We start from the raw sequence: 26,089 nt of genomic DNA, 5'->3' as shown, positions 1-26,089 counted from the left end.
GGCCTTGCTGGTGTCGCTGCGCGCCGCCGCCCCCCCCCCCCGGCGGGGGGCGGGCGCCCCCCCCCCCCCCCCCCCCGGCGGCACCACGTCCCAAGGACACTGCGCCCCAAGGACACCGCGCCCCGACAACATCGCGCCCTGTGAAGGAGGAGAGCCGTGACGGTGCGAACGATCGCGGCAGCCGCCCTGCTCGCCCTGGCGGCCGGCTGCTCGTCGAACACCGGCCCCGCCGCGCCGGGCCCGCCCGCCCTGGTGCTCGACGAGCACGCCGACGGCACGACCGTGCGGGTGGCACCCGGCACCGTCATCCGGGTCGAGCTGCACAGCACCTACTGGTCCCCGGCCGCCGGCGACAGCCCGCGGACGCTGCGTCCGACCGCCACCGCGACCACCCCCGCCCCCTCCTGCCGGCCGGGCGGCGGCTGCGGCCAGGTCACCGCCGGCTTCCTCGCCGCCTCCCCCGGCACGGCCCGTCTCTCCGCCCACCGCACCACCTGCGGCGAGGCGCTGGCCTGCCCGCCCGGCCAGCGGGCCTTCACCGTGACGGTGACAGTCGGCTGACGGGTCAGTGCTGGACGCCGGAGGACAGCGAGAAGTCCGCGAAGTAGGCACGCTGGGTGCTCGCCGGGCCCCAACTGGTGTCGTGGCCGCCGTAGAAGGTGGAGAAGAACACGCCGCCGAAGGGGATCCCGCCGATGCCCGAGGCCACCCCGCGCGCCGCGTAGACCTGGCGGCCGTCGTACCAGACGGTGACGTCCCCGGTGCCGCGGTCGACCAGCTGCTCGACGCTGTGCCACGCGCCGTCGGCCTGGAACCGCCAGTCGCCGAGCCCCTCGTCCACCCCGTAGCCGGTCGGGCCGGAGTTGGTCGGGGTGTAGAGGTAGACCTCGCCGTTGTCCGGCACGCCCTTGGCGCCGCGCCACATGTAGCGCGTCGACCAGCCTGCGCCGTGGTTGCCGCCCGACTCCTCGCCGATCCTGCCGCCGTACAGTCCGGGCAGCTTCCCCGCCTTGCCCCAGTCCCGGCCGGCCGGGAACTTGAGGGAGTACTTCAGGTCCAGCGTCTTGCCCTGGGCCAGGGCGGACAGGCCCAGGCTGGTCAGATCCGTGTAGAACTGGCCGCCGCCCGGGTTCGGGCAGTCGGCGCACTGGTTGGAGGAGGACCCGGCGCCGTAGGTGACCTGGAGCGCCGAGCCGCCCCCGGGAGCGGCCGCGTCGTCGACCGCGCTCAAGTCCGAACCGCCCCACGTCCCCTGGTCGACCGCGCCCCAGGCGTGCTTCCACTGGTCCGTCCCGTAGCCGCGGAACTGGCCGGTCCAGGCCGTCTTCCCGCTCGCCACCGCGGCCGGTGCGGCTCCCCTCGCTCCCTCGGACCCCGAGGCGGCCGGCGCGGCGATCGAGGCCGCGGCGGGCGACGTCGACGGGGCGCAGGCGGCCAGGGCGGCGGCCGCGAGCACCGATCCGAACACACGACGAGTGCTTTTCATGACTGCCCCTCCCGACGGGACCGGGCCGGGACGGCCCACCCGTTCCATGTGACGCTCCGCCACCGGATCACAGTAGCGGCGCCCGATGTGACGTGACCATCACACTCCCGGGTGACGGCGGGGCGCGGTCCCCGGCCCCCGGCCCTCCCCATGCGGGCCGTGCGGAGACGCGCGAGGTGCGAGGTGCGAGGTGGCGATGCGGCCGCGAAGATTCCTCCGAACGTCCGGCGGAGGACGTCAAGACCGCGGCGACGGCTCCGACCACCGGTCGAGGAGCCCAGCCGGGCCCGCGAACCACGAGGAGCACGAGATGAAGTTCCTGATCAGCCTGCACATCAACCCGGCCGTGATGGACGCGCTGACCGACGAGGAGAAGGCGGCGATCGGCCACGGCCACGGCGAGTTCATCGAGGCGCTGAAGGCGTCCGGAGAGCTGATCACCACCCAGGCACTGGTCGATCCGACCCAGGCCGCCGTGGTGACCGTGCGCAACGGCCAGCCGGTGGTGACCGACGGCCCGTTCCTGGAGGCCAAGGAGTACCTGGGCGGCTTCTACCTGATCGACTGCGAGGACAAGGAGCGGGCGATCGCGCTGGCGGCGCTGATCCCGGACACCGCGATCGAGGGCCTGGGGGTCGAGGTGCGGCAGGTGATGTTCGCCGACGGACACTTGGAGGCATGACAGCACCGGACTTCGAGGACCTGCTGCGTGCGCTCACGCCGCAGGTCCTCGGCACCTTGGTTCGCCGGTACGGCCGGTTCGAAGGGTGCGAGGACGCCGTCCAGGAGGCCGTTCTCGCCGCCACCGTGCAGTGGCCGTCCGAGGGGGTGCCGGACAATCCGCACGGCTGGCTGGTGACCGTCGCGGCCCGGCGGCTCATCGACCAGTTGCGCCGCGACCGCGCGCGCCGCGACCGGGAGTCGGCGACGGCCGCCGAGGTGGTGCCGCCGGAGGTGCCGGACACCGACGACACGCTCGTCCTGCTGTTCCTGTGCTGCCATCCGACGCTCACCGCGGCCTCCCGGACCGCCCTGACGCTGCGGGCGGTCGGCGGTCTGACCACCGCCGAGATCGCCCGCGCGTTCCTGGTGCCGGAGGCCACCATGGCGGCCAGGATCAGCCGGGCCAAGCAGCGCATCAGGGCCGCCGGCAGCTCGTTCGCCCTGCCGGACGGCGCGGAGCGCGAGGAACGGCTGCGAGTCGTGCTGCACGTGCTCTACCTGATCTTCAACGAGGGCTACACCGCCACCTCCGGACCGGAGTTGCACCGCCCCGACCTCGCGCGCGAGGCGATCCGGTTGACCAGGACGGCGCACGCGCAACTGCCCGGGGACGACGAGGTGACCGGGCTGCTCGCGCTGATGCTGCTGACCCACGCCCGCCGGGAGGCCCGGACCACCCCGGCCGGCGACCTGGTACCGCTGGACGAGCAGGACCGCAAGGCCTGGGACCGGGCGCTGATCGACGAGGGCGTCGGACTGGCCGAGGCGGCGCTGGCCGGCCCGACCCTGGGGCCCTACCAGTTGCAGGCCGCCATCGCGGCCACGCACGCCGACGCGGCCACCGCCGAGGAGACCAACTGGCCCCAGGTGCACGCCCTCTACCTGATCCTGGAACGGATCGCGCCCAACCCGATGGTCACCCTCAACCGGGCGATCGCGCTCGCCGAGACCGACGGCCCGGCCGCCGGGCTGGCCCTGCTGTCCGCCCTGGACGGTGACGGGCGGATGGCCGGGCACCACCGGCTGCTGTCCGTCCGGGCGCACCTGCTGGAGAAGGCCGGCGACCCGGCCGGCGCCCACGAGCACTACCGGCGCGCCACGAAGGCCACCGCCAGCCTCGCCGAGCGGCGCTACCTGGAGGCCCGGGCCGCCCGGACCGGGCCACGCTCCGGCTGAACGCACCTCCGGGGCGTCCAAAACGTCCGGCGCGCGGCCAGGGCCACCATGGGAACGGCCCGGGGCCGGCCCCGGCTCAACGACCCGGCGGCTCCATCCCCGGCCTGCCCCGCACCGCGTACGTCGGCAGCCGCAGTTCGCCGAGGACGGCCCGGGGCAGGCTCAGCCCGAACCGCCGCCCGACCGCGCCGAGGGTGCGGCGGCGGACGGCCGCGGGCGGCTCGCCCCCGGGACCGCGGGTGATCCCGTCGGGCTCCAGGACGCCTGCGGCGACCAGCTCGGGGACCAGCAGGTCGGGCTCCCGGCCCCAGCGCCAGCGCTCCTCGGCGAGGCCGAACCCGCACAGCACGGCGCCGTCGCGGGCGTAGTCGAGCAGCGCCGGCGGGTGGTCCGGCATCGGGCGGAAGTGGACCACCTCGACCCCGTCGCACGCTATCTCGGTGAGCCGTTCGCCGCCGGTGGAGTCGCCGTACTCGACCGCGAAGGACCAGTCACCGGACTCGCCGACCCGGATCACGCCGTCGCCGTCGTCGCTCGGGCGGAACACCTCGATGTCGAGGTCCCACACCTCGGTGCCGCTGAGCGGCCCGGCCGCGGCGGCCGGATCGGCGCCCATCCGGCGGGCGAGCTCCTGCGGCGGTATCCCCCGGGCGAACAGGACGCCGTCGACGGAGCGCCCGGCGTCCGCGAGCCACCGGATGCCCTCCTCGCCCCCCGCCCCTTCGGTACCGTCCGTCATGACGCCCCCTCACCTCGCGCCGGCCCGCGTGGCCGGGCCGCCGGTCCGCACCCTAACGGACGCCACTGACACTGATAGTTCTAACCGGGTCCCTGGTGGTCGTGGCTCTGCCACTGACTGACGCCCTGCTGGGCTGTCCTCCGGTTGTTCTGTCCGGCTGCCGGGGCCCGTTCAACCGGCGGCCCCCGGAAGCGTCCCGGCCGGTCGCCCTCAGCACCCTTCGGAGGAAGGTCAGTTCGACGGGGGCCGTCGGACGGCCGCGCTCAGGCGCTCAAGCGCCCCGGCGGTTCAGCTTCCCGCGTATCAGCGCCGCGTACACCGCCGCCGCGACGACCATGCCGACCGGCAGCGCGAGGTCCGCGCCGACGAGCGCGGCCACCGGCCCGGTGTACAGGGTGTCCACGCACAGCGCGGCGCCGGCCACCCCGGCCGCGAGGGCGAGCGCACCGGCCGGGTTGACGCCCGCCCGGTACCAGAAGGGGCTGCCCGGGGTCTCGTCCGTGAGCGCCCGGCCGTCGTAGCGGTTGCGGCGCAGCAGGATGTCGGTGGCGTAGATCGCGGTGCTGGGGCCGAGCAGGACGACGGTCAGCTGGAGCACGTTGCTGACGGTGTCGAGGAAGTTGGAGACCAGCAGCGCGTACAGCGTGAGGCAGACGGCGACGGTGCCGTCGACGAGCACGCTGAGCGTGCGGCGGATCCGGATGCCGACGGCTTGCAGGGCGAGGCCGGCGCTGTAGGCGGTGAGCGCGTTGACCGCGATCGTGCCGACGACCAGGGCGAGCAGGAAGACCGGGTCGAACCAGCCGGGCAGGATCCGCTGGAGGGCGGCCTGCGGGTCCGTCATGTCGACGGCGCTGGCGGCGAGTACGCCCAGGCCGCCGACGGCGACGCTGGGCAGGAAGCCGCCGAGGGCCGTCCAGCCGAGGACGGCGCGCGGGGAGGTGGTGTGCGGCAGGTAGCGGGAGAAGTCGGCGCTGGTGGTGTAGGACAGCGGGCCGGAGGCGATCAGAGTGACGCCGGCCAGGACGGCGGACCACAGGCGGGTGCCGGAGAGCGGTTCGGCGGGCGTGTAGCCGAAGTCGGCGTGCCGGAGCACCACGTACCCGACGACGGCGAAGGCGGCGGCGAGCGCCAGGGTGATCGGCAGGTAGAGCCGGAGGATCGCGGCGTGGCCGTAGACGCTGATGGTGAGCGTCACCACGACGATGGCCACCACGATGGCGATCTTGATCGGGGTGGTCGGGGTGATCCCGGCCTGCTCGGCGAGCGAGAACGCGGCGACGGCGGCCGCGGCGAGGTTGAGCGCGAAGTAGCAGACGGAGATCATCCAACCGGTGACGGCGTTGTTCACGCGGTTGCCGAGGACGCCGTACATCGCGCGGGTGATGACCTCGCTGGGCGCGCCCGCGGCCGGTCCGGAGACCGCCAACAGGCCGGTGCCCAGCCAGAACAGGTTGCCGACGACGACCACCGCGAACGCCTGGGGCAGGTCGAGCCCGGCCAGGACGAGGGCGCCGCCGACGACCAGGTTGAGGTAGTTGACGCTGGCCGCCGCCCAGACGGGGAAGAGTTCGCGGGCGCGGCCGCGCCGTTCGGTCTCGGGGATGTGGTCGATGCCGTGGACCTCGACCCGGCCGGCCCGCTCCTGCTGGAGCGGCGCGGCGGCGCGGGTGTCGGGGTGGGGGTGGTCCGGGAGCGTGGACGCCATTGGGGGCCCTCCGTGGGGGTGTCGTGCCCACCTGCTTGCTTATTGGTCGCACACTCAATAGCATCCGGCACATGACGTCAAGCGTTCAGCGCAAACGGGTCCGCAAATCCGCCGACGACCGGCGGGCGGAGATCGTCGAGGCAGCCGCCGCCGTCGCCCTCACCGAGGGCCTGGAGTGCATCACGCTGCGCAGGATCGCCGAGCAGCTCGACGTCAGACCCGGTCTGATCAGCCACTACTTCCCCGCCGTCGAGGACCTCGTCGCCGAGGCCTTCGGCAGCGCCGCCACCGCCGAACTGGAGACGCTGCTGCCCGCCGACCCGCACGACGGGTCGCCGCTGCACCACCTCGCACGGTTCTTCGCCCGCGCCACCGGGCCGGCCTACGACGACATGAGCCGGCTCTGGATCAACGCCCGCCACCTCAGCCGCTACCGGCCCGTCCTGCGCGACCGGGTCCTGGAGCAGCAGGCCGGCTGGCGCGGACGACTCGGCGGCGTCATCGAAGCGGGCGTCACCCAGGGTGAATTCCGCACCGATGACGTCGATGTGACGGCTCTTCAGATCCTGGTAGTGATCGACGGCCTCGCCGCCCACGCCAACACCGGCCTGCGCGACCACCCTTCCGCCGTCACCCGGCTCGCCGTGGCCACCGCCGAACGCGAACTCGGCCTGCCCGACGGCTCCCTCACCTGGAAAGACTGACCACTCCACCCCTCAACTCCCCCGCCCCGCAGCACCGTTGGAGCCGATGTGCGCACCTCCCTCGTCCTCCTGTCCGCCCGCCTGCTCGACCCGGCGACCGGCGGCCCCCTCCCGCAGACCGCCCTGGCCGTCGCCGACGGCCGGATCGCCGCCCTCGGCGACGACCGGGAGATCCGCCGGCTCGCCGACGCCGCCACCACGGTGGTCGACCTGAAGGGCGCCGTCGTCACCCCCGGGCTGGTCGACGGGCACCTGCACCCGGTCACCGGTGCCGAACTCACCCACGGCCTCGACCTCTCCGGCTGCACCGACCTCGCCGGGGTCCGCGCCGCCCTCGCCGCCGAGGTCCGCACCCTCGCCCCCGGCGCCTGGCTGCACGCCTGGGGCCTGGACCCGAACGTCTTCGGCGACCGGCCGGTGGAGTCCGCCGCGCTCGCGCCCGTCCTCGACGGCGTCCCGGCGCTGCTCCAACTCTTCGACGCCCACTCCATGCTGGCCAGCCCGCGCGCCCTGGAACTCGCCGGCGTCGACGGCCCGCGCAGCTTCGCCCAGGCCGCCGAGGTGGTCTGCGACGCGACCGGGCGCCCCACCGGCCTGCTGCTGGAGGACGCCGCCTGCGAACTGGTCGAACGCGCCGCCCCGCAGCCCACCCGGGCCGAACGCCGCGCCCGCCTGGCCGCCGCGCTCGCCGCCATGGCCGCCGCCGGCCTCACCGGCGGCCACGCGATGGACGCGAACGGCGACAGCCTCGACCTCTACACCGAACTCGACGAGGCGGGAGACCTGCCGCTGCGGCTGCGGGTCGCCCCCTGGTGCCAGCCCGGGGTGGACGCGGACGGGCTGCGCGCCCTCGTCGAGCAGCAGCACCGGGGCGGCCGGCTCTGGCGGGTCGACGGCGTCAAGCTGTTCATGGACGGCACCATCGACAACGGCACCGCCTGGCTGGAACGCCCGGACTGCCACGGCGAGTCCACCCACGCGTTCTGGCCCGACCCGGCGGAGTACACCCGCGTCATCGCGCACCTGCACCGCGCCGGCGTGCCGACCGCCACCCACGCCATCGGCGACGCCGCCGTCCGCCACGCGCTCGACGCCGTGGCCGCGGCCTCGGCGCAGGCCCCGGGGACGGCCGCCGCCGGGGCGCGAACCGTCCGGCACCGGATCGAACACATCGAGACCGTCCCGGACTCCGTCGTGCGGCGCTTCGCCGAGCTGGGCGTGACCGCCTCCATGCAGCCCACCCACTGCTGCGACTTCACCCGGGCCGACCACACCGACAACTGGTCCCGCCGCCTCGGTGAGGAGCGCGCCGACCGCGCCTGGCGCTGCCGCGACCTGTGGGACGCGGGCGCCACCGTCGTGCTCGGCTCGGACTGGCCGATCGCCCCCTACCCGCCGCTCGGCGTGCTGGCCGGCGCCCGCCACCGCCGCCCGAGCCGCGACCTGACCCAGCCGCCGCACCACCCCGGGCAGGCGCTCACCGCCCTGGAGGCGCTGCGGGCGATGACCGTCAACGCCGCGCACGCGGCCGGGGAGGAGCAGCAGGCCGGCCGGATCGCCGTCGGGCGCCGCGCCGACCTCACCGCCTTGGCCGCCGACCCGCTCACCACCCCCGCCACCGAACTGCCGGACGTCCCCGTGCTGCTCACCGTCCTGGACGGCCGCCCGACGCACCGCGCCGCGGCGCTCTGACCCACCGGGCGGAGCCCGCATCGACGCAGGTCGGGGGTTATCCCCCCGAAGAACCCGGCGGTCGGCCCCAGCGCGCCGCACCCTCGCCGCGAACGATGATCATCTCACCGAGCTTTCGGGACAAGGAAACTGAGGAGAGATCATGACCACGGCGAACAAGCGGATGATCGGCCGGCGCGGACTGATCGCGGTGACGGTGGCGGCCGCCGGCACCGCGCTGCTGGCCCCGGTGGCCTCCGCCGCCCCTGCGGCGGACGGCCAACGGGGCACGGTGGTCCGCGCGTTGGAGCGGTCCGCGCACCCGCTGCGGTCGACCGAGCCCGGCGGCAGCACCAGCGACCTGCGGGCGCTCGGCGCGATGGTCGGGGACGCCAAGGTGGTGGGCCTCGGCGAGGCCACGCACGGCTCGCACGAGTTCTTCACCATGAAGGAGCGGGTCTTCCGCTACCTGGTCCAGGAGAAGGGCTTCACCACCTTCGCCCTGGAGATGAGCTGGTCGGCGGGCCTGAAGATCGACAAGTACCTCCAGGACGGCAAGGGCGACGCCCGGCAGATCGTCAAGGACGAGCTGGGCCAATCACCTTGGGAGCGCCAGGAGTTCGTGGACCTGATCAGCTGGATGCGCGAGTACAACCGCCAGCACCCGGAGCGCCCGGTCCACTTCATGGGCGACGACGTCGGCGCCCCCAAGCTCGGCGAGGAGGTCTTCGCCCGGGTCGACGCCTACCTGCGCAAGACCGACCCCGCGGCCCTGGCGCGCGTCGACGGGCTGTACGCGGGCCTGCGCCCGCTCGACGACACCGTCGCCTACCTGATGAACCGGCCGGTGGCCGAGCGGAAGGAGAACGCCGCCAAGGCGCAGCAGGCACTGGACCTGGTCACCGCCGCCAAGGGCGCCGGCGGCGAGGAGTACGACTGGGCCGTGCAGCACGCCCGCATCATCGCCCAGACCTTCGCCTTCGCCACCTTCGAACTCACCGACAAGGCCTCGGTGAACGCCGCGGAGGTCCTCCGCGACCAGGCCATGGCCGACAACACCGCGTGGTGGCAGCGCCACACCGGCGACCGGATGCTGCTCTCGGCCCACAACGGGCACGTCGGCTACCTGGCCAGCGATCCCGAGATGTACCCCAGGACGCAGGGCGCGATCCTGCGCGACACCCTCGGCCCGGAGTACCTGAACATCGGGTTCACCTTCGACCGGGGCTCCTTCCTCACCATGGGCGCCGCCCTCGGCACCGACTGGGAGAAGAACACCGTGCCCGCGGCCACGCCCGGCATGAACGAGTACACCCTGGACCAGGTCCGCCGCCAGGACTACTACGTCGACCTGCGCACCGCCCCGCGCGTGGTCCGCGACTGGCTGGACACCGCCCGACCCGTCTACGAGGCCGGGTCCACGTTCACGAAGGACCCGCTGCCCTCCGTCGCCCTCGGGCGGGCCCACGACGTCCTCATCCACCTCCACCAGGTCCACGAGGCCGAGAAGCTCTGACCTGACTCCGGCCCCGCCTCAGGCCGGCGGGGCCGCCGTCTCGGGGAACGCCCGGTCCAGCAGCGCGCCCAGGGCGGCCCGGTCCTGGCCGGAGAGCTGTTCCAGCGCGGTCAGGCCGGACATCAGGTCGGCCCGGATCAGCCGGACGGTCTGCTCGCCCCGGTCGGTCAGGGCGATGCTCTTGACCCGGCGGTCGGCGGGGTCGGGCTCGCGGCGGACCAGGTCGCGGCCCTCCAGCCGGTCGACGATTCCGGTGACGTTGGAGGCGTCACAGGACAGCAGACCGGCGAGGGCGCGCATGGAGCGCGGCCGGGTGAGCAGGCTGAGGGTCTTGCCCTGCATCAGGGTCAGCCCGTGCCCGGCCGCGGCGGAGGCGAAGTGGCGGTAGTAGGCCGCGGCCACCCGGGCGAGCTGATCCATCAGCTCGATCGGCGTGGCCGGTGGGTCCGGGTGGGGGTTCTGGTGCACGGTGTCGAGCATAGGCACATTGCTTGACATCCTCAACCATTGAGGTTTACCGTCCAAGAATGCTTGAGGTCATAAACCATCGACGTCCTCAAGTCAGCTGGAAGGACCGCGAGACCCTCATGAACCACACCCCCGCCGCCACGCCGGAAGCCGTCCCGGAAGCCCCGGAGACCGCCCCGGAGACCGCCGCCGCCACGGTCGCCCGCCTGCGCGCCGCCTTCGACACCGGCCGGACCAAGCCGCTCGCCTGGCGCCAGGCCCAGCTGGCGGCGCTGCGCTCGCTGCTCACCGAGCAGTCCGAGGCGTTCCTCCAGGCCCTGCACGAGGACCTCGGCAAGAGCACCGCCGAGGCCTACCGCACCGAGATCGGCTTCACGCTCAACGAGCTCGACCACACCGTCGCCCACCTGGAGCAGTGGCTGCGGCCGAAGCCCGCCGCCGTACCCGAGTTCTTCCGGCCCGCCGCGGCCCGCGTGGTGCGCGACCCGCTCGGCGTGGTCCTGATCATCGCGCCCTGGAACTACCCGCTCCAGCTCGCCCTGTCCCCGCTGGTCGGCGCACTGGCCGCCGGGAACGCGGCCGTCCTCAAGCCCAGCGAGCTCGCCCCCGCGACCTCCGCCACGCTCGCCCGGCTGCTCCCGCGCTACCTCGACCCGGCGGCCGTCGCGGTCGTCGAGGGCGCCGTCCCGGAGACCACCGCGCTGCTGGAGCAGCGCTTCGACCACATCTTCTACACCGGCAACGGCGCCGTCGGCCGGATCGTCATGACGGCCGCCGCCCGGCACCTGACCCCGGTCACCCTGGAACTCGGCGGCAAGAGCCCGGTGGTGGTCGAACCCGACGTCGACCTCGCGGTCACCGCCCGGCGGATCGCCCGGGGCAAGTTCCTCAACGCCGGCCAGACCTGCGTCGCCCCCGACTACGTCCTCGCCATCGGCGAGAGCGCGCCCGCGCTGGAGGCCCACCTCGCCGACGCCGTCCGGGAGCTGTACGGCGACGACCCGGCGGCCGGCGGCGAGTACGGCCGGATCGTCAACGAGCGCCACTTCGACCGGCTCACCGCGCTGCTCGGCGACGGTCGGACCGTCACCGGCGGCACCCACGACCGCGCCGACCGCTACCTCGCCCCGACCGTCCTCGCCGACGTCTCCCCCGAGGCCCCCGTGATGCGGGCGGAGATCTTCGGCCCGATCCTGCCCATCGTCGCCGTGCCCGACCTCGACGCGGCGATCGCCTTCATCAACGAGCGCGACAAGCCGCTCGCCCTCTACGCCTTCACCGAGTCCGCGCACACCAAGCAGCGGCTGACCGAGGAGACCTCCTCCGGCGCGCTCACCTTCGGACTGCCGGTCTCCCACCTCGCCATGCCCGAGCTGCCGTTCGGCGGCGTCGGCGAGAGCGGCATGGGCCGCTACCACGGCGAGTACTCCCTCGACACCTTCAGCCACGCCAAGGCCGTCGTCGACAAGCCCCTCGCCTGACCGTTTCCCCCTCGTCCGACCGTTTCCCCCTGGTCCGACCGTTTCTCCCCGCCCCGCCACCCCGACACCGAGCGAGCACCCTCATGACCACCATCGACCACGGCGCCGCCGTCGCCGCGGAGACCGCCCGCCTCGTCGCCGCCCTCCAGGACGCCGACCCGACCACCCCGGTGCCCACCTGCCCCGGCTGGACACTGACCGACCTCACCCGCCACACCGGCAGCGTGCAACGCTGGTTCACCGTCCTGCTCCGGCAGCGGATCCAGCAGCCGCCCCGCAGCCGCGAGGTCGACCTGCGGCTGCCCGCCGGGCCGGACGGCTACCCCGCCTGGCTGGCGGAGGCCGCGGCCGAGGCCGGCGCCGCGTTCGCGGAGACCGACCTCGACGCCCCGATGTGGGCCTGGGGCGCCGACCAGCACGCCCGCTTCTGGGTACGGCGGATGCTGTTCGAGACCCTGGTGCACCGCGCCGACGCGGAACTCGCCCTCGGGCGCACCCCGGTGCTCGACCCGGAGCTGGCCGCCGACGGAGTGTCCGAATTCCTCACCAACCTGCCCTTCGCCGCCTTCTTCGCCCCGGGGATCGCCGAACTGCGCGGCGCGGACCGCACCATCCGCTTCACCCGCACCGACGGCAACGCCACCGACGGCAACGCCACCGCCGCGGGCGGCGACTGGCTGATCCGTCTGCGGCCCGACGGCTTCGGACTCGACCGCTTCGGGCTCGACGCGGACGGCCCGGGCCCGGAGGCCGACGCGACCGTCCGCGCGAGCGCCGCCGATCTGCTGCTGCTCCTGTACGGCCGGCTCGACCTGGCCTCCGCCCGCCTCGACGTGCGTGGGGACGAGGAACTGCTCGCGCACTGGTGCGCCAACTCGGCGTTCTGACCTGCCCGGACGAGGGGCGGCGGCCGGGCCGCCGCCCCTCCCCCGTACGGGTGATCGACTGTCGGTGGCCGGTGCTAGCGTGCCGTTCCGTCAACAGACGATCAAGGAAAGGCGGCATCGGATCGTGGACGTCGACGTCACGCGCCACCAGGTCGCACCCCAGCGGATCACCCAGGCCCTGGAGGGCATCGAGGACCGGGCCCTCGCCAGTTGGTACCGGATCCACTACGGCCGCCTGGCCATCAAGGAGATCCGGACGATGGGCGAGGAGCTCCTCGACCACATCGGCGCGCTCACCCTGGGGGGCCGGCCGCTCAGCGGCTACCCCGCCCGGGTCATCCTGGAGACCGCGGCCGAGTGCTCCCTCGGCGTGCTGGCCCTCGGATGCTTCCCCCGCGGCGACTTCGAGGTCCCCTTCCCGTTCATCGGCGAGACGCTGACCAGCGAAGAGACCAGCTTCGGCGACACCATCGACTTCGCCCCCACGGCCGCCACCTGGGTCGACACCTTCGCGATGTGCGTGATCAGCGGCCTGATCCAGGAGCGCCACCGCATGCTCGGCCCGCTGCTGAAGGACGACTACGGGCCCTCGGTCCGCAAGGGCCTGCCCTACTCGGACCTGGACTCGACCTCCGATCCGGCGAGCCTCGCCGAGTTGGACGCGCTCTGCTCCTACCTCTACGTCGTACCGACCGCCGTCTCACCCTGGGTCGCCCCCGGCCCCGTGCCCCTGCGCAAACCGGACGCCGAGGAGCGCACTGCGGCCGCCCGGGCGCTGGACACCGCCGGTCGGCTCACGCCGGACCAGCAGTTGCTGCGCGTCCTGCTCGACGACGACCAGAGCACCTTCGAGCGGGCCCTCGCCGCCCGCCTCGACCAGCACCGCGAGAGCAGCGCTCCGGACGCGGCCCCGCGCAGCCTGCTCCCGGTCATCCCGATCGCCCTGGCCGCACTCGCCGTCCAGGCACACGGCTGGCAGCTCGGCCTCTCCTCCGGCTACCTCCCGGCGACGCTCATACAGCCCCCGTCGCTCTGACCGCCCCACCGAAGCCGCCCGTCCGTCCGCCTGTCCGTCCACGGAGTGTTCAGTGGTTGTCCAACAGACGAAACATCCCACCTTTCGAGCGACAGTGCGCCTATCATCCCGTGGTCCCCCGTCACCCATCCGGAGTCGCCCACGCATGCCCACCTCACAGCCCGCAGACACCCCCAGGCCGCACCCGTTGCACGCCCTGCGGGCCTCCGTCTTCGCCGTCGGCGCCCTGCTCCTGCTGGCCGGAATCGGCATGGTGGTCCACCAGCCGCTGCTGATCCCGCCGGTGGCGGCCAGCGCCGCCCTGGTGCACGGCGCCCCCGGGCTTCCGATCTCCCAGCCGCGCAACGTCGTCGGCGGCCAACTGCTGTCCGCCCTGATCGGCTACGCCACCCTCGCGGTCACCGGCAGCACCGCCTGGGGAGCCGCGATAGCCGCCGGTCTCGCACTGGGCGCGATGATGCTCACCCACCTCTCCCACTCCCCGGCCGTCGCGAGCGCCGTGGTCGTGGTGCTCCAGGCCCCGCCCGCCCTGCCGTTCCTGCCGCTGCTGGTCCTCTCGACCGGCATCCTGGTGGCGATCGGCCTCCTCCCCGGCCGGATCGGCGGGCACCCCGTCCGCTACCCGGTGTCCTGGTGAGCGCGCACGCCCCCAATAAGCGCTGCGCACCCCCCTTGTGAGCCGCGACTGCCAGCCGCGCCCGTGAGCCGCGACGGCCGGGTCATCCGATCGGATGGCCCGGCCGTCCGCGTTGCCGTCGTCCTGGCCGAAGAACGCCGAGTCCAGCCCGGAACCACCGGCACCAGGGGCGCGAGCCGGTCTCAGCCGGCGGCCGGGCGGTCCAGGAAGCGCCGGAGCCCCTCCCGCACCCCGTCCGTGGGCACGGTGGCCGCGAAGCAGGCCGCCTCGACGGCGAGGCCCTCGTCGATCGGCAGGTTGATGCCGCGGGTGACGGCCCGCAGGCAGGCGGACACCGCGGTCGGCGCGTGCCGGATGATCCGGTCGACCAGGCCCCGTGCCGCGTCGAGCAGTTCGCCGGCCGGGACGACGGCGTTGACCAGTCCGATCTCGGCGGCGCGGGCGGCCGGGATCGGATCGCCGGTCAGGATCAGCTCCAGGGCACGCTTGCGTCCGACGTGTCGCGGCAGCCGCTGGGAGCCGCCGAACGGCGGCGGGAAGCCGAGCGAGATCTCCGGCTTGGCGAAGGTCGCGTGCTCGGCGGCGACGGCCAGCGGGGCGGCCTCGGTGAGCTCGCACCCTCCCCCGTAGGCGAGGCCGTTGACGGCGACGACGATCGACTTCGGGAACTCCTCGATCCGCCGGGTCAGCGCGTGGCCGCGCCGGACGACCTCGCGCAGCGCCCGCTCGGGCCCGCCCGCGATGCTCCCGGCCAGCGACGGGATGTCGGCGCCCGCGCTGAACGCCCGCTGCCCGGCGCCGGTCAGCACGACCGCTCGGACGGTGTCGTCGGCGTCGACGCGGTCGAGTTCGGCGAGCAGCGCGTCGATGGTCAGGTAGTCGAGGGCGTTGAGCTTCTGCTCCCGGTCGATGGTCAGGGTGACGACGTGCTGGTCCCGCTCGCTGCGGACGGTCATGCCGGGTGCTCCGTTTCGCCTGGGCGCGGACGCCCGCAACCCGGCGGACGCCCGCGCGGTGGCGGGCGCCCCCACGGCGCCCGCCCGGTTGCGGACGGCACCGAGGCTAGGAACAACCCTCCAGGACAATCCAGTTATTGTCCTGGATACACCCTGGACCCTCATCGCCCCACGACGGCAGGTGCCGCATGCGACCGCCCTCCTACAAGGCCATCGTCGACGAGTACGCGGCGGCCATCCGCTCCGGCGCGCTCCCGGCCGGCACCCGGCTGCCGACCCATCGGAGGCTCGCCCGCGAGCGGCGGATCGCCCTGGCCACCGCCACCCGCGTCTACACCGAACTCGCCGCCGCCGGGCTGGTGGTGGGGGAACAGGGCCGGGGGACCTTCGTCCGGACGCGCTCCGGCTACGACGGGATCGAACCCTCGCGCGCCCTCCCGGTGCCCCGGGTCGCGGACCTGTCGTTCAACCAGCCGCTGGCCCCCGGGCAGGGGGACCTGCTCCGGCAGGCCCTGCGCACACTCGCCTCCTCCGGCGACGCCGAGGCGCTGCTGCGCCAGCACCCGCCAGGCGGCCACCGGCACGACCGGGCGGTGGTGGCCCGGTACCTGCTGGGGCGCGGCGTCGACACCGCCCCGGAGAACGTGCTGCTGACCAGCGGGGCGCAGCAGGCGCTCGACTGCGTGCTGCGCACGCTCACCCGGCCCGGCGACGTCCTCGCCGTCGACGCGCTCAGCTACCCGGGGGTGAAGCTGCTCGCCGCCGCCCACGGCCTCGACCTGGCGCCCGTCCCGGTCACCGCGACGGGACCGGACCTCGACGCGCTGGAGCGGCTGTGCCGCGCCCGGCCGGTCCGCGCGGTGTACACCATGCCCACCGTCCACAACCCGCTCGGCTGGGTGCTCGACCGGGCGCAGCGCGACCGGCTGGCCGCGATCGCCACCGCCCGCGGCTGCGTGCTGATCGAGGACGGCACGTACGCCTTCCTGGAGACCTCGCCGCCCGCGCCGCTGCACGCGCTGGCGCCCGAACACACCTGCTACGTCGCCGGGTTGTCCAAGAACGTGGCCCCGGGCCTGCGGTTCGGCTTCGCCGTGCTGCCCGGGCGCCTGCTGCGGGCCGCGACCAGCAGCCTGCGCGCCGCGGCCTGGGGTGCGCCCGGGCTGGTGACGGCGCTGGCCACCGGCTGGCTCGCGGACGGCACGGTCGCCCGCCTGGAGCGGCACCGCCGCGCGGACGCCGCCGCCCGCCAGCGCATCGCCGCCACCGCCCTGGCCGGCCTGGACGTCACGGCGCACCCGGCCTCGTACCTGGTGTGGCTCGGCCTGGCGGAGCACCAGCGGCCCGACCGGGTCGCGGCCGTCCTCGCGGGCGAGGGGATCCTGGTGTCCACGGCGGACGCCTTCGCCACCGGCCCGCACCGCCCCCGGGCCGTCCGGCTGGCGCTGGCCACGCCGCCGCTGGACGCGTTGGCGGGCGTGCTGGGGCGGCTGCGCGCGGCCGTCGAGGCGATCCCGCCGTGAGGCCTCTCGCGGCGCACGGCCCGCAGGCCTGCCCGTAGCCCTGCCCGCTGTGGGACCGACCCGCCGCACGCGCAGCACCCCACCGCACCCGCAGCACCGCACGCACGCGCAGCACCACCCGCACGAGAAGTCGGCCCGCCCGACGTCCTGCTCCGACGTCCTGCTCCGACGCCCTGCTGCGGTGCCCTACTCCCCCGCGCCGCGCCGCGCGGCCCGGGAGAACCGCGCGCCCCACTCCCCGACGAGGTCGAGCAGTTCGGGCGGGCCGAGGACGCGGAAGTCCGCGCCCAGCGAGCCGAGCGCCATGGCCGGCCAGTCCAGGGAGTCGGCGGTCATCTCCAGGTGGCAGCGCCCGGCGTCGACCTCCTCGACGGTGCCCCACCGGCCGACCTGTGCGCGGACGGTCGCGGCCGGGGCGTCCACCAGCGCCGCCACCCGGTACGGGCGCGGCACGCCGTTGAGACCGGCCCGGACGAACTCGGCGGCGTCGGCGGCGGGCAGCGAACGGGGCCCGAACCGGACGCCGCCGCCCTGCGGCGCGCTCAGCCGGTCGAGCCGGAAGGTGCGCCAGTCCTGCCGGTCGAGGTCGTAGGCGACCAGGTACCAGCGGCGGTGCAGGCAGACCAGCCGGTGCGGTTCGACCTGCCGTTCGGCGTGCCGGCCGTCGGCGGCGGTGTAGGAGAAGCGCAGCCGCTCGGTGTCCCGGCAGGCCAGCGCGACCACGGTGAGCCGGTCCGGGTCGACGCCCGACCCGGCCGGGGCGCCCTCGCCGACGGGTACGGTCACCGCGCGCAGCGCCTCGACCCGGCGCCGCAGCCGGGCGGGCATCACCTGCACCACCTTGGCCAGCACCCGTACCGAGGCCTCGGCGATGCCCTCCACCGGGCTCTCCGCCGCGGCCTGGAGGCCCACGGCCAGGGCGACCGCCTCCTCGTCGTCGATCACCAGCGGGGGCAGCGCGGCGCCCGCGGCGAGCTGGTAGCCGCCGTCGACGCCGCGCTGCGCCTCCACCGGGTAGCCGAGTTCACGCAGTCGGTCGATGTCGCGGCGCAGGGTGCGGATCGAGACCCCGAGCCGGTCGGCCAGTTCCTCGCCAGGCCAATAACGGTGGGTCTGGAGCAGGGAGAGCAGTCGCAGCGTCCGGGTGCTGGTGTTCGCCATGACTCCCATCATCCCGGAATTCAGGACAGAAAGTGGCCGCTATCGCGTTTAGCGTGGACCTTGTCCGAAGGAGCAGGAACCGAACGGAAGGCCACCACCATGACCACGACCCCGAACAACAGCACCGCCACCGGCGAGCGCGCCGACCTGCTGGCGGCCCTGGCCAAGCAGCGGCACTTCCTGCGCTTCACCACCCGCGACCTCACCGACGAGCAGGCCGGCCTGCAGACCACCGTCAGCGCACTGTGCCTGGGCGGCCTGATCAAGCACGTGAGCACGGTCGAGCGGTTCTGGGTGGACTTCATCGTGGAAGGCCCGTCCGCGATGCCCGACTTCAGCAGCTTCACCGAGGCCGACTTCGCCCGCCGCGCCGACGAGTTCCGCCTGCTGCCCGGCGAGACGCTGGCCGGCGTCCTGGCCGAGTACGCCGAGGTGGCCCGCCGCACCGACGACCTGGTCGCCACCCTCCCCGACCTGGGCGCCACCCAGCCGCTGCCGAAGGCCCCCTGGTTCGAGGCCGGCGCCGAATGGTCGGCCCGCCAGGTGCTGATGCACATCGCCACCGAGAGCGCCCAGCACGCGGGCCACGCCGACATCATCCGCGAGGCCCTGGACGGCGCGAAGAGCATGGGCTGACCCCGGTCTACGGCCCGGGGCCGGCCCTCCCGCTCGGCCGGTTGCCGGGGGCGGGTCAGCCCCGGCCGACGAAGGTGAAACCGGCCCCGCCGACCGCGCCACGGAGCACGGCGTCGTCGAGCGGTTGCGCGGACGCCACGGTGACGCGGCCGGTCGGCGCGTCGGCGCTGACCTCGGTGACGCCGGGGAGGGCGGCCAGCCCGGCGCTGACCGTCTTCTCGCAGTGGCCGCAGCTCATGCCGTCGACGGTGAGGACGGTGGTGATGGACATGGCGGTGCCTCCGGTGGGGTGGGGTGGGATGGGGAAGCCCGGCCGGGCCCGCTCGGGCGCGGCCGGTGATCAACGTGCACCACGACAGCGGAAAGCGCCGCCGACGCCGAGGGACACGCCGCACGGGTGGCACCTTCGAGTGGTTCCGGGAACCGATCGGGCCGCGCGACCGACGGGCCGTCATCGACCGGCTGAACCGGTGGTCCGCTTTCGCCCGTTCCTCCCCATAACGCCCTTCCTTTCCGCGACCGAACCCCGTCCGAACCCCGTCCGAACCCGTCTGGACTCGTCCGAAACTTGTTCGAACGCCGCCTAGACTCGTCTGATCCCGACCGAACCCGCCCAGGAGCCTGTCACCGCCATGCCCACCCCGACGCCCCACACCTCCATACCCGGCGGGTCCACCGGACCCGACCCGACCACCGGAGCGAGGGCGCGCCTCGCGGCCGGGGTCGGCCGATGAAGGGGTTCACCGGATTCCGGCGCCTGAGGCTCTGGCACGGCGCGCTCGCCCTGGTGGTGGCCGGTGCCGTGACCGGCGGCCTGCTGTGGTGGCACCCGTGGGCCCCGGGCGACGGGCCGAAGCCGATGGAGTTCACCACGGCCGCCGGCGGCTCGCCCCGCTTCGGCACCGGCGAGCACCTGTACCGCTACAAGGTGCGGGCGGAGAACGGGATCGCCGAGAGCCCCGGGCAGTTCGCCGCCGAGGTCGACGCCGTCCTCGGGAACGTCCAGCACGGCTGGGCCGCCGGTGGCACCGCGTCCTTCCAGCGCATGCCCGCCGACCCGGTGGACTTCACCGTCTACCTGGCCACCCCGGAGACCACCGACCGGATCTGCGGCCAGTACGGCCTGGACACCGGCGGCACGGTGAACTGCGGCGTGGGCCACCAGGTCGTCATCAACCTCAAGCGCTGGACGGAGCTGTCGGAGTTCTACGTCGGCAAGCCCGAGCTCTACCACGCGCTCGCCGTCAACCACGAGGTCGGCCACGTCCTCGGCAACGGCCACGTCGACTGCCCGGGCGCGGGCGAGCCGGCACCGGTGATGATGCAGCAGATCAAGGGCCTGCACGGCTGCGTCCCGAACGGCTGGCCCTACTCCGACACCGGCACCCTCCTCACCGGCCCGCCCGTCCAGGCCCCCACCTCCGCCCCCTGACGGATGAACCCGGTCAAGAATATGACTTGATTGCCTTTTGGGTCGCAAAGCGGCCCGCCGTGAAGCGGCCCCACGCCGCCACCGGCGATCCTTCGCACACCCCGGAGCACGGATAATCCTGTATCGGACCAGGTCGTGGTCCTGATCGTGCTCATGGAGGAACAGCGTTGAACGGTATGCCCGCCGGAGAGAAGCTCGACTACCGGCTGCTGCTGGATGCCGCGGCGGCGGCCGCGCGGGCGACGGGCGACCAAGGGCATGTCGCCGACTACATCCCGGCCCTCGCCACGGTCGACCCGGACGCCTTCGGCATGGCGGTGGCCACCGTCGACGGCGAGCTGTACGGGATCGGGGACTGGGAGCAGCCGTTCTCCGTCCAGAGCGTCTCGAAGCTGTTCACCCTGGCGCTGGCCCTGGCCCACGGCGGGGACACGGTCTGGCGCGGGGTGGGGCGGGAGCCGTCCGGCAATCCCTTCAACTCGCTGGTGCAGCTGGAGAGCGAGCACGGCATCCCGCGCAACCCGTTCATCAACGCCGGCGCGCTCGTGGTGACCGACCGCCTGCAGACCATGACGGGCGACGCCGCCGGGGCGGTCCGCGAGTTCCTCCGCCGGGAGTCCGGCAACCCGCTGCTCGACACCGATCCGGTCGTGGCCGCGTCCGAGGCGGAACACGGCCACCGCAACGCCGCCCTGGCCCACTTCATCGCCAGCCACGGCAATCTGGAGAACCCGGTCGAGACCGTCCTCGACCACTACTACGCGCACTGCGCGGTGTCCGCCAGCTGCCGGGACCTGGTCCTGGCCGGCTCCTTCCTGGCCCGCTACGGGGTGCGCACCGACGGCACCCGGCTGATGTCGCGCAGCGAGGCCAAGCGCGTCAACGCCGTCCTGCTCACCTGCGGCACCTACGACGCGGCGGGCGAGTTCGCCTTCCGGGTCGGGCTGCCGGGCAAGAGCGGCGTGGGCGGCGGCGTCCTCGCCATACTGCCCGGGCGGGCCGCGGTCTGCGCCTGGGGCCCCCGGCTGGACCAGGCCGGCAACTCGGTGGCCGCGGTCACCGCCCTGGACGCCCTGACCACCCTCTCCGGCTGCTCGATCTTCTGACCCGTCGGCTGCCGCCCCGGCGTTCCGAGGGCTCGCCCGCCGCACCCGTCCGTCGCCTAACTTGTGGCGTTGATCGGGCTGTTGGGCACCGACCGGCCGGTCGTCCATGGCATGCTCCAGGCGGGGGCGCCGATCGTGATGACGATCGGCCGGCCATGAGGCATACGACCAAGAGGAAAGTGGGGGTCCCGTCCCATGCGAACCGCCGTAGCAAGCTTGTTGGCCCTGGCCGGCGCGGCAGGGCTGGTGCTCAGTTCGTTCCAACCCTGGTACGCCAAGAGCGATCCGAGGTCCGTACCGGTCGCCGACCTGTTCCGGGGCATGTCACCCACCCGCACCACGTCGACCGGCATGTCGATGTTCCTGCTGCTGGCCGTCGCCGCGGCGATCGCGGTGCTGGCGCTGCTGGTGCGCTCGCGCCCGGGCCTGCTCCTGGCCGCCGTGGTCGCGGTGGTCACCGGCGTGCTCTGGGTGTACCAGAAGGGGCGGGAGCTGAAGCCGATCTCGCTCGGGATCGGCAATCTGGAGAACGGCTTCTGGAACGCCTGCGGCGGCGTCCTGGTGCTCCTCCTCGCACTGGCCGTGCTGCCGCCCAAGCGTTCCTGAGCCTTCCCGCCTCCCGGCCCGGTCGCCCCCACGGCGGCCGGGCCGGAGTCGTTTCCGCTTGAGGCAGCACTCCCCATCACTCCCTAAAATTACCTTTACTTCACTCCTCGCAGTAGTTTAAGGATAGATACCACCCTATCGAGCGAGTGGAGTACGGCATGACCATCTACACCTCCGACGAGGGCGCCCGCGTCCTCGCCCGGGAGTACACCGCCCTCCTGGACCGCTGGCCCGTGCCCGCCGAACGGCTGCACGTCCCCACCCGTCAGGGTTCGACCTTCGTCCTGGCCTGCGGCCCCGAGGACGCGGCGCCCCTGGTCCTGCTGCACGGCTCCGGGGCGAACGCGGCGATGTGGGCGGACGACGTGGCCCTGTGGGCCCGGCACTTCCGCGTCTACGCCGTCGACGTGATCGGCGAGCCCGGTCTGAGCGCCCCCGTGCGCCCCGAACTGCACTCCGACGCGCACGCACTGTGGCTCGACGACGTACTGGACGCGCTGCACGTCGAGCGCGCCGCCTTCGTGGGGACGTCGTTGGGCGGGCTGCTGGCACTCGACTACGCGATCCGCCGCCCGCAGCGGGTGGACCGGCTGGCGCTGCGCTGCCCCTGCGGGATCGGCCGCCAGAAGCGGGGGGTGCTGGTCGCCGCGCTGTTCGTGCTGCCGTTCGGGGACTGGGGGCGGCGCACGATGCTGAGACTGGCCCTGGGCCCCGCCCCCACCCCCGTCCCGCCCACGGCCGAGGAACGCGCCTTCGGCGAGTACGTGCTGCTCATCCACCAGCACTTCCGGCCGCGCCGGGAGAAGCTGCCGGTCGTCACCGACGGCGACCTGGCGGGCCTGGAGATGCCGGTGCAGGTCACCATCGGTGGCCGCGACCGGCTCATCGACTCCCACGGCACCCGCCGCCGGCTCCAGCGGGCCGCCCCCCGGGTCTCGGTCACCTTCCTCCCCGAGGTCGGCCATCTGCTCAGGGACCAGACCCGGCCGGCCCTCGACTTCCTCCTCGCCGAGGAAGGCGGCCCGCCCCGGGCCTGAACGCGAGCGGCCCCGTGCTCCACCGCCCGTCGGGGCGGGGAGCACGGGGCCGTCGTACCGGGCCCGGTTCGCACCGGGACCGGCGCGAACCGGGTCAGGACCGCGCGGCGGACTTCACGGAGCGCGGATGACGGGCGGCGGCAGCGCCGGCAGGACGGCGGCGGCCACCACCGACGGCGCCCCGGGCGGAGCGGCGGGGACGCTCGACGACCGGGTCGGGGATCGTCACGGGGATGCCGGTCGGGACGCGGGCGCCGGTGAGCCGGGCGAGTTCGTCGTCGTCGGAGTGGACGCGGGTGGCCGTGGGGGCGATCCCGGCGGTGGCCGCCAGCCGGGCCATCTGGCGGCGCTGGCTGGGCAGGACGAGGGTGACGACGGTGCCGGACTCGCCGGCCCGGGCGGTGCGGCCGCCCCGGTGGAGGTAGTCCTTGTGGTCGACCGGCGGGTCCAGGTTGACGACCAGGTCGAGGCCGTCCACGTGGATCCCCCGCGCGGCGACGTTGGTGGCGATCAGCGCGGTGACCTGGCCGGTGCGGAACTGCTCCAGGGTCCGGGTGCGCTGGGGCTGGGACTTGCCGCCGTGCAGGGCCGCGGCCTTCACCCCGTTGGCGAGCAGGTCCTCGACCAGCGCGTCGGCCCGGTCCCGGGTGTCGGTGAACATGATCACCCCGCCGTCCCGGGCCGCGATGCGGACGATCAGGGTGTTCTTGTCGTGGTTCTGCACATGCAGCACGTGGTGCTCCATGGTGGTCACCGCTCCGGCCGACGGATCCACCGAGTGGGTGACCGGGTCCTTGAGGAAGCGGCGCACCAGGCGGTCGACGTTGCGGTCCAGGGTCGCGGAGAAGAGCAGCGTCTGGCAGCCTTCGGCGACCTGTTCGAGGAGCTCGGTGACCTGCGGCAGGAAGCCGAGGTCGGCCATCTGGTCGGCCTCGTCCAGGACTGCGATGTCGACGTCGTCCAGTCGGCAGTGGCCGCGCTCGATCAGGTCCTTCAGCCGGCCCGGGGTGGCGACGACGACCTCGGCGCCCCGGTGCAGCACCTGGGACTGGCGGCCGATCGACATCCCGCCCACCACGGTCGCCATCCGCAGCCGCACCGAGTGCGCGTACGGGGTGAGCGCCTCGGTGACCTGCTGCGCGAGTTCCCGGGTGGGGACCAGCACCAGGGCCAGCGGGCTGCCCGGCTCGGTCTTGCGGCCGGCGGCACGGGCGGCGGTGCGGGCCAGCACGGCCAGACCGAAGGCGATGGTCTTGCCGGAGCCCGTGCGGCCCCGGCCGAGCACGTCGCGGCCGGCCAGCGAGTTCGGCAGCGTGGTGGCCTGGATGGGGAACGGCGAGGTGACGCCCTGGCGGGTCAGCGTCTTCAACAGGGCCGCGGGCATGTCCAGTTCGTCGAACGACTCGACGGCGGGCAGGGCGGGGGTGGTGCTGGCCGGGAGTTCGAACTCCTGCTGGGAGGAGCGGCCCTGGGCCCGGTTCGGGCCTCCGGTCCGGCGGTGCGGGCTGCGGTGCGACGGGCGGTTCGAGCGGTTCATACGGAACCTTCCTCAGGACGGCACGTCGCGAGGTCGGCTCCGCTGCGCGGGCGCGCGGAGATCACAAGAAACGGGCCAAAGATGTGCCGGGCGGGGCGCGGACGATGCGGCCGGGCGAGGCATGGACGGTGCAGCCACCGGTGGGCGGGCGCCGGTGCGCGGTCGGCGCAACACGGCCCGCGCGGGACGGCGGACGACGGCCGAAGGCGGATCCACAGGGCCCGGTACGGCCGGGGCGGCCTGGCGGCCAGGACGGCCGGAGGCGATGGGGGGTGGAACGGCCGAGGGGCCCGCACCGGGCGTAGTGCACGGTGCGGGCCCCTCGCTACCAGGCGAGTGCCGTGGCAGAGAACTACAGCGGGCGAATGTTCTCGGCCTGCGGGCCCTTCTGGCCCTGCGTGACGTCGAACTCGACCTTCTGGCCCTCGAGCAGCTCACGGAAGCCCTGGGCGTTGATGTTCGAGTAGTGGGCGAAGACGTCAGCGCCGCCGTCCTCCTGCTCGATGAAGCCGAAGCCCTTTTCCGCGTTGAACCACTTCACGGTACCAGTAGCCATAAAAAAATCTCCTTCGAGAGACGTACGAAGTCCGCACCGTGCGGACGTCGAGTCGCCGCGATGAGCACCCGCCGGGGAAAGAGCCGGAAAACAAAAAATGCGCCTGCAATACATCAGCAGGCGCACACAAAGTTCATGGGAACCACTACTGCAACTAAATCGACTGTAGCAGGCCCTGGCTCGTCGCGGTGGATGTTCCGCAGCCGGTCTTTCCGACCCCTCCCCCACGGGGGCGGCTCACCCGCCGACGGGATCGGCAACGGGTGGCGCCGCCAGGGCAGTTGGGAGGTCGGCGGCGGGGCCCGGTCGGGCGGGTAAATTTTTCGGGCCGGGCGGGTCCGCCGAGCCGGGGCCGGCTGGTCCTGCCCTGTCACCCGGCGGGGTTCCGGCCCTCCGGAAGGGTCCGCTCCCCGGTTTTTCGGAGCATACTGATCGGGATGACGAAATCACCGGCAGTCCGGCGCCACCTGCCCACCAGTCCCTTCAAAGCCCCGGCCGAGGTGCCCCGCAAGCGGTTCGCCGCGGGCGACCGGGTCACCCACGACAAGCACGGCCTCGGCCGGGTCGTCGACGTCGAGGACGGCAGCGACATCGCGGTCCTCGTCGACTTCGGCTCCCGCCAGGAGCGACTCACCCCTCCGTACGCCGAGATGTGGAAGCTCTGACCCGGGGCTCTCTCCCGGGACACCAGGGCCCGGGCCCCGGAAAGATCCACGAGACCTTCCCCAGGACGCCGGACCGTGCGTAGGCCGTAGGACAGGCCGCGCGCACGGTCACGCGCCCGGCCTGCACCGAACCGTGCACGACGCCACCGAAGCCGGCGGCGGCGCAATAGTCTGGGTGCATGTCGAACTCTGATGAGCTCCTCGTTGACATCGCCGCCATGGTGGAGTCCGAGCACAGCAACCAGATGTCCTTGACCGTGGTGGTCCCCGGAGCGGTCATCACCGGCCGGCTCGCACCGATGGCCCTCTGGTTCGAGCGGGTGTCGGAAGTCCTGCACACCTCACAGCACTTGAAGCCGTTCGCCGCCCTCTTCTCCCCGCCCTCCGCCAGCGTGCCCGCACGGCCGACGCACCTGCACCTGCACCGGGCGCGGATCCTCCAGGGCGACTTCGGACTGCCCCACACCGGCGGCATGTACCGGATCGCCATCGAGGACGTGAGCAGTTGGACGGTGGGTGACCTCAGCTACTCCGACGCCTGACCTCCGAGCCTGACCTCCGGGCGGGGCCCAGGCGCGCCCCAAACACCCCCCCGGCGCGGCGCCGCCCCCTGGGGAGGCGCGCCGGGGGCGCGCCCCACCC

At 73.7% G+C, this 26,089-nt stretch carries 27 protein-coding genes; 18 read left to right on the top strand and 9 right to left on the bottom strand.

From position 1 onward, the window contains the following. Positions 1-156: 156 nt before the first annotated feature. On the top strand, positions 157-561 hold the full coding sequence (locus ACFV6D_RS26625; RefSeq protein WP_380495348.1) for a hypothetical protein: 405 nt from the start codon (positions 157-159) through the stop codon (positions 559-561). Between the two features lie 4 nt (positions 562-565). Here the strand turns inward: ACFV6D_RS26625 and ACFV6D_RS26620 are convergent, their stop codons facing one another. Continuing rightward, on the bottom strand, positions 566-1,486 hold the full coding sequence (locus ACFV6D_RS26620) for a polysaccharide lyase (RefSeq protein WP_380561343.1): 921 nt from the start codon (positions 1,484-1,486) through the stop codon (positions 566-568). A gap of 310 nt (positions 1,487-1,796) precedes the next feature. Between ACFV6D_RS26620 and ACFV6D_RS26615 the strand changes: the two genes are divergently transcribed. After that, positions 1,797-2,168 carry a YciI family protein gene (locus ACFV6D_RS26615; RefSeq protein WP_063350380.1) on the top strand — a complete coding sequence of 124 codons (372 nt, stop codon included), beginning with the start codon at positions 1,797-1,799 and terminating at the stop codon, positions 2,166-2,168. Continuing rightward, positions 2,165-3,385, top strand: a complete 1,221-nt coding sequence (locus tag ACFV6D_RS26610; protein ID WP_380561342.1) for an RNA polymerase sigma factor — start codon at positions 2,165-2,167, stop codon at positions 3,383-3,385. The genes ACFV6D_RS26615 and ACFV6D_RS26610 overlap by 4 nt, the downstream gene beginning before the upstream one ends. Before the next feature lie 76 nt (positions 3,386-3,461). Here the strand turns inward: ACFV6D_RS26610 and ACFV6D_RS26605 are convergent, their stop codons facing one another. Further along, positions 3,462-4,124 carry a DUF6461 domain-containing protein gene (locus tag ACFV6D_RS26605; RefSeq protein ID WP_380561341.1) on the bottom strand — a complete coding sequence of 221 codons (663 nt, stop codon included), beginning with the start codon at positions 4,122-4,124 and terminating at the stop codon, positions 3,462-3,464. Positions 4,125-4,395: 271 nt separating this feature from the next. Further along, positions 4,396-5,832: a purine-cytosine permease family protein gene (locus ACFV6D_RS26600; protein ID WP_380561340.1), complete on the bottom strand. Its 1,437-nt coding sequence runs from the start codon at positions 5,830-5,832 to the stop codon at positions 4,396-4,398. Between the two features lie 71 nt (positions 5,833-5,903). Between ACFV6D_RS26600 and ACFV6D_RS26595 the strand changes: the two genes are divergently transcribed. The 3 genes from ACFV6D_RS26595 to ACFV6D_RS26585 all read left to right on the top strand — a co-directional run bounded on the left by ACFV6D_RS26595 (position 5,904) and on the right by ACFV6D_RS26585 (position 9,723). Further along, complete coding sequence (locus tag ACFV6D_RS26595; protein WP_063350376.1) at positions 5,904-6,536, top strand: TetR/AcrR family transcriptional regulator; 633 nt, start codon at positions 5,904-5,906, stop codon at positions 6,534-6,536. A gap of 48 nt (positions 6,537-6,584) precedes the next feature. Further along, positions 6,585-8,228, top strand: coding sequence for an amidohydrolase (locus ACFV6D_RS26590; RefSeq protein WP_380561339.1), 1,644 nt, complete (start codon positions 6,585-6,587; stop codon positions 8,226-8,228). 142 nt (positions 8,229-8,370) lie between these two features. Next, positions 8,371-9,723 carry an erythromycin esterase family protein gene (locus tag ACFV6D_RS26585; RefSeq protein WP_380561338.1) on the top strand — a complete coding sequence of 451 codons (1,353 nt, stop codon included), beginning with the start codon at positions 8,371-8,373 and terminating at the stop codon, positions 9,721-9,723. A gap of 18 nt (positions 9,724-9,741) precedes the next feature. On the opposite strand, the gene ACFV6D_RS26580 is transcribed toward ACFV6D_RS26585, so the two are convergent. Next, on the bottom strand, positions 9,742-10,191 hold the full coding sequence (locus ACFV6D_RS26580) for a MarR family winged helix-turn-helix transcriptional regulator (protein WP_244293532.1): 450 nt from the start codon (positions 10,189-10,191) through the stop codon (positions 9,742-9,744). A gap of 119 nt (positions 10,192-10,310) precedes the next feature. Here ACFV6D_RS26580 and ACFV6D_RS26575 point away from each other — a divergent pair, with 119 nt between their 5' ends. The 4 genes from ACFV6D_RS26575 (at position 10,311) to ACFV6D_RS26560 (ending at position 14,232) form a co-directional block, all read left to right on the top strand. Then, the gene (locus ACFV6D_RS26575; protein WP_380337412.1) at positions 10,311-11,672 is read left to right on the top strand and encodes an aldehyde dehydrogenase family protein; all 1,362 of its coding nucleotides are present in this window, start codon (positions 10,311-10,313) and stop codon (positions 11,670-11,672) included. 83 nt (positions 11,673-11,755) lie between these two features. Continuing rightward, positions 11,756-12,559, top strand: a complete 804-nt coding sequence (locus ACFV6D_RS26570) for a maleylpyruvate isomerase family mycothiol-dependent enzyme (protein ID WP_363370728.1) — start codon at positions 11,756-11,758, stop codon at positions 12,557-12,559. 124 nt (positions 12,560-12,683) lie between these two features. Further along, the gene (locus ACFV6D_RS26565) at positions 12,684-13,595 is read left to right on the top strand and encodes an immunity 49 family protein (protein ID WP_380561337.1); all 912 of its coding nucleotides are present in this window, start codon (positions 12,684-12,686) and stop codon (positions 13,593-13,595) included. Between the two features lie 145 nt (positions 13,596-13,740). Further along, positions 13,741-14,232: an HPP family protein gene (locus ACFV6D_RS26560; RefSeq protein WP_380483578.1), complete on the top strand. Its 492-nt coding sequence runs from the start codon at positions 13,741-13,743 to the stop codon at positions 14,230-14,232. A gap of 182 nt (positions 14,233-14,414) precedes the next feature. Here the strand turns inward: ACFV6D_RS26560 and ACFV6D_RS26555 are convergent, their stop codons facing one another. Further along, positions 14,415-15,188 (bottom strand): enoyl-CoA hydratase-related protein, encoded by a 774-nt coding sequence (locus ACFV6D_RS26555; protein WP_380561336.1) that lies wholly within the window; start codon positions 15,186-15,188, stop codon positions 14,415-14,417. Positions 15,189-15,376: 188 nt separating this feature from the next. Here ACFV6D_RS26555 and ACFV6D_RS26550 point away from each other — a divergent pair, with 188 nt between their 5' ends. Then, positions 15,377-16,711 (top strand): PLP-dependent aminotransferase family protein, encoded by a 1,335-nt coding sequence (locus ACFV6D_RS26550; protein WP_380337427.1) that lies wholly within the window; start codon positions 15,377-15,379, stop codon positions 16,709-16,711. 186 nt (positions 16,712-16,897) lie between these two features. Here the strand turns inward: ACFV6D_RS26550 and ACFV6D_RS26545 are convergent, their stop codons facing one another. Continuing rightward, positions 16,898-17,872 carry a helix-turn-helix transcriptional regulator gene (locus tag ACFV6D_RS26545; RefSeq protein ID WP_380561335.1) on the bottom strand — a complete coding sequence of 325 codons (975 nt, stop codon included), beginning with the start codon at positions 17,870-17,872 and terminating at the stop codon, positions 16,898-16,900. A 99-nt stretch (positions 17,873-17,971) separates the two neighbouring features. Between ACFV6D_RS26545 and ACFV6D_RS26540 the strand changes: the two genes are divergently transcribed. Then, entirely contained in the window at positions 17,972-18,508 is a 537-nt protein-coding gene (locus ACFV6D_RS26540; RefSeq protein WP_380561334.1) for a DinB family protein, read from the top strand. A 55-nt stretch (positions 18,509-18,563) separates the two neighbouring features. Here the strand turns inward: ACFV6D_RS26540 and ACFV6D_RS26535 are convergent, their stop codons facing one another. After that, on the bottom strand, positions 18,564-18,779 hold the full coding sequence (locus ACFV6D_RS26535; RefSeq protein WP_063350365.1) for a heavy-metal-associated domain-containing protein: 216 nt from the start codon (positions 18,777-18,779) through the stop codon (positions 18,564-18,566). A 459-nt stretch (positions 18,780-19,238) separates the two neighbouring features. On the opposite strand from ACFV6D_RS26535, the gene ACFV6D_RS26530 reads away from it, so the two are divergent. From ACFV6D_RS26530 to ACFV6D_RS26515, 4 genes are all read left to right on the top strand, one after another. Then, positions 19,239-19,940, top strand: coding sequence for a DUF3152 domain-containing protein (locus ACFV6D_RS26530; protein ID WP_380426782.1), 702 nt, complete (start codon positions 19,239-19,241; stop codon positions 19,938-19,940). A 176-nt stretch (positions 19,941-20,116) separates the two neighbouring features. Next, complete coding sequence (locus tag ACFV6D_RS26525) at positions 20,117-21,046, top strand: glutaminase (protein ID WP_063350363.1); 930 nt, start codon at positions 20,117-20,119, stop codon at positions 21,044-21,046. Positions 21,047-21,241: 195 nt separating this feature from the next. After that, complete coding sequence (locus tag ACFV6D_RS26520) at positions 21,242-21,652, top strand: hypothetical protein (protein WP_380337442.1); 411 nt, start codon at positions 21,242-21,244, stop codon at positions 21,650-21,652. A 158-nt stretch (positions 21,653-21,810) separates the two neighbouring features. Then, complete coding sequence (locus ACFV6D_RS26515) at positions 21,811-22,689, top strand: alpha/beta fold hydrolase (protein WP_380561333.1); 879 nt, start codon at positions 21,811-21,813, stop codon at positions 22,687-22,689. Between the two features lie 94 nt (positions 22,690-22,783). On the opposite strand, the gene ACFV6D_RS26510 is transcribed toward ACFV6D_RS26515, so the two are convergent. Further along, positions 22,784-24,226: a DEAD/DEAH box helicase gene (locus ACFV6D_RS26510; protein ID WP_063350361.1), complete on the bottom strand. Its 1,443-nt coding sequence runs from the start codon at positions 24,224-24,226 to the stop codon at positions 22,784-22,786. A gap of 352 nt (positions 24,227-24,578) precedes the next feature. Then, the gene (locus ACFV6D_RS26505; protein WP_063350360.1) at positions 24,579-24,782 is read right to left on the bottom strand and encodes a cold-shock protein; all 204 of its coding nucleotides are present in this window, start codon (positions 24,780-24,782) and stop codon (positions 24,579-24,581) included. Positions 24,783-25,219: 437 nt separating this feature from the next. Here ACFV6D_RS26505 and ACFV6D_RS26500 point away from each other — a divergent pair, with 437 nt between their 5' ends. Both ACFV6D_RS26500 and ACFV6D_RS26495 read left to right on the top strand, forming a co-directional pair. Continuing rightward, positions 25,220-25,447: a hypothetical protein gene (locus ACFV6D_RS26500; protein WP_063350359.1), complete on the top strand. Its 228-nt coding sequence runs from the start codon at positions 25,220-25,222 to the stop codon at positions 25,445-25,447. A gap of 179 nt (positions 25,448-25,626) precedes the next feature. Further along, positions 25,627-25,989 (top strand): hypothetical protein, encoded by a 363-nt coding sequence (locus tag ACFV6D_RS26495; RefSeq protein WP_063350358.1) that lies wholly within the window; start codon positions 25,627-25,629, stop codon positions 25,987-25,989. Positions 25,990-26,089: the final 100 nt, after the last annotated feature.

Origin of the sequence: Kitasatospora sp. NPDC059812, from assembly GCF_042732075.1 — a bacterium.
Lineage (GTDB): Bacteria > Actinomycetota > Actinomycetes > Streptomycetales > Streptomycetaceae > Kitasatospora.
This window is presented reverse-complemented; position numbering and strand designations above follow the sequence as displayed.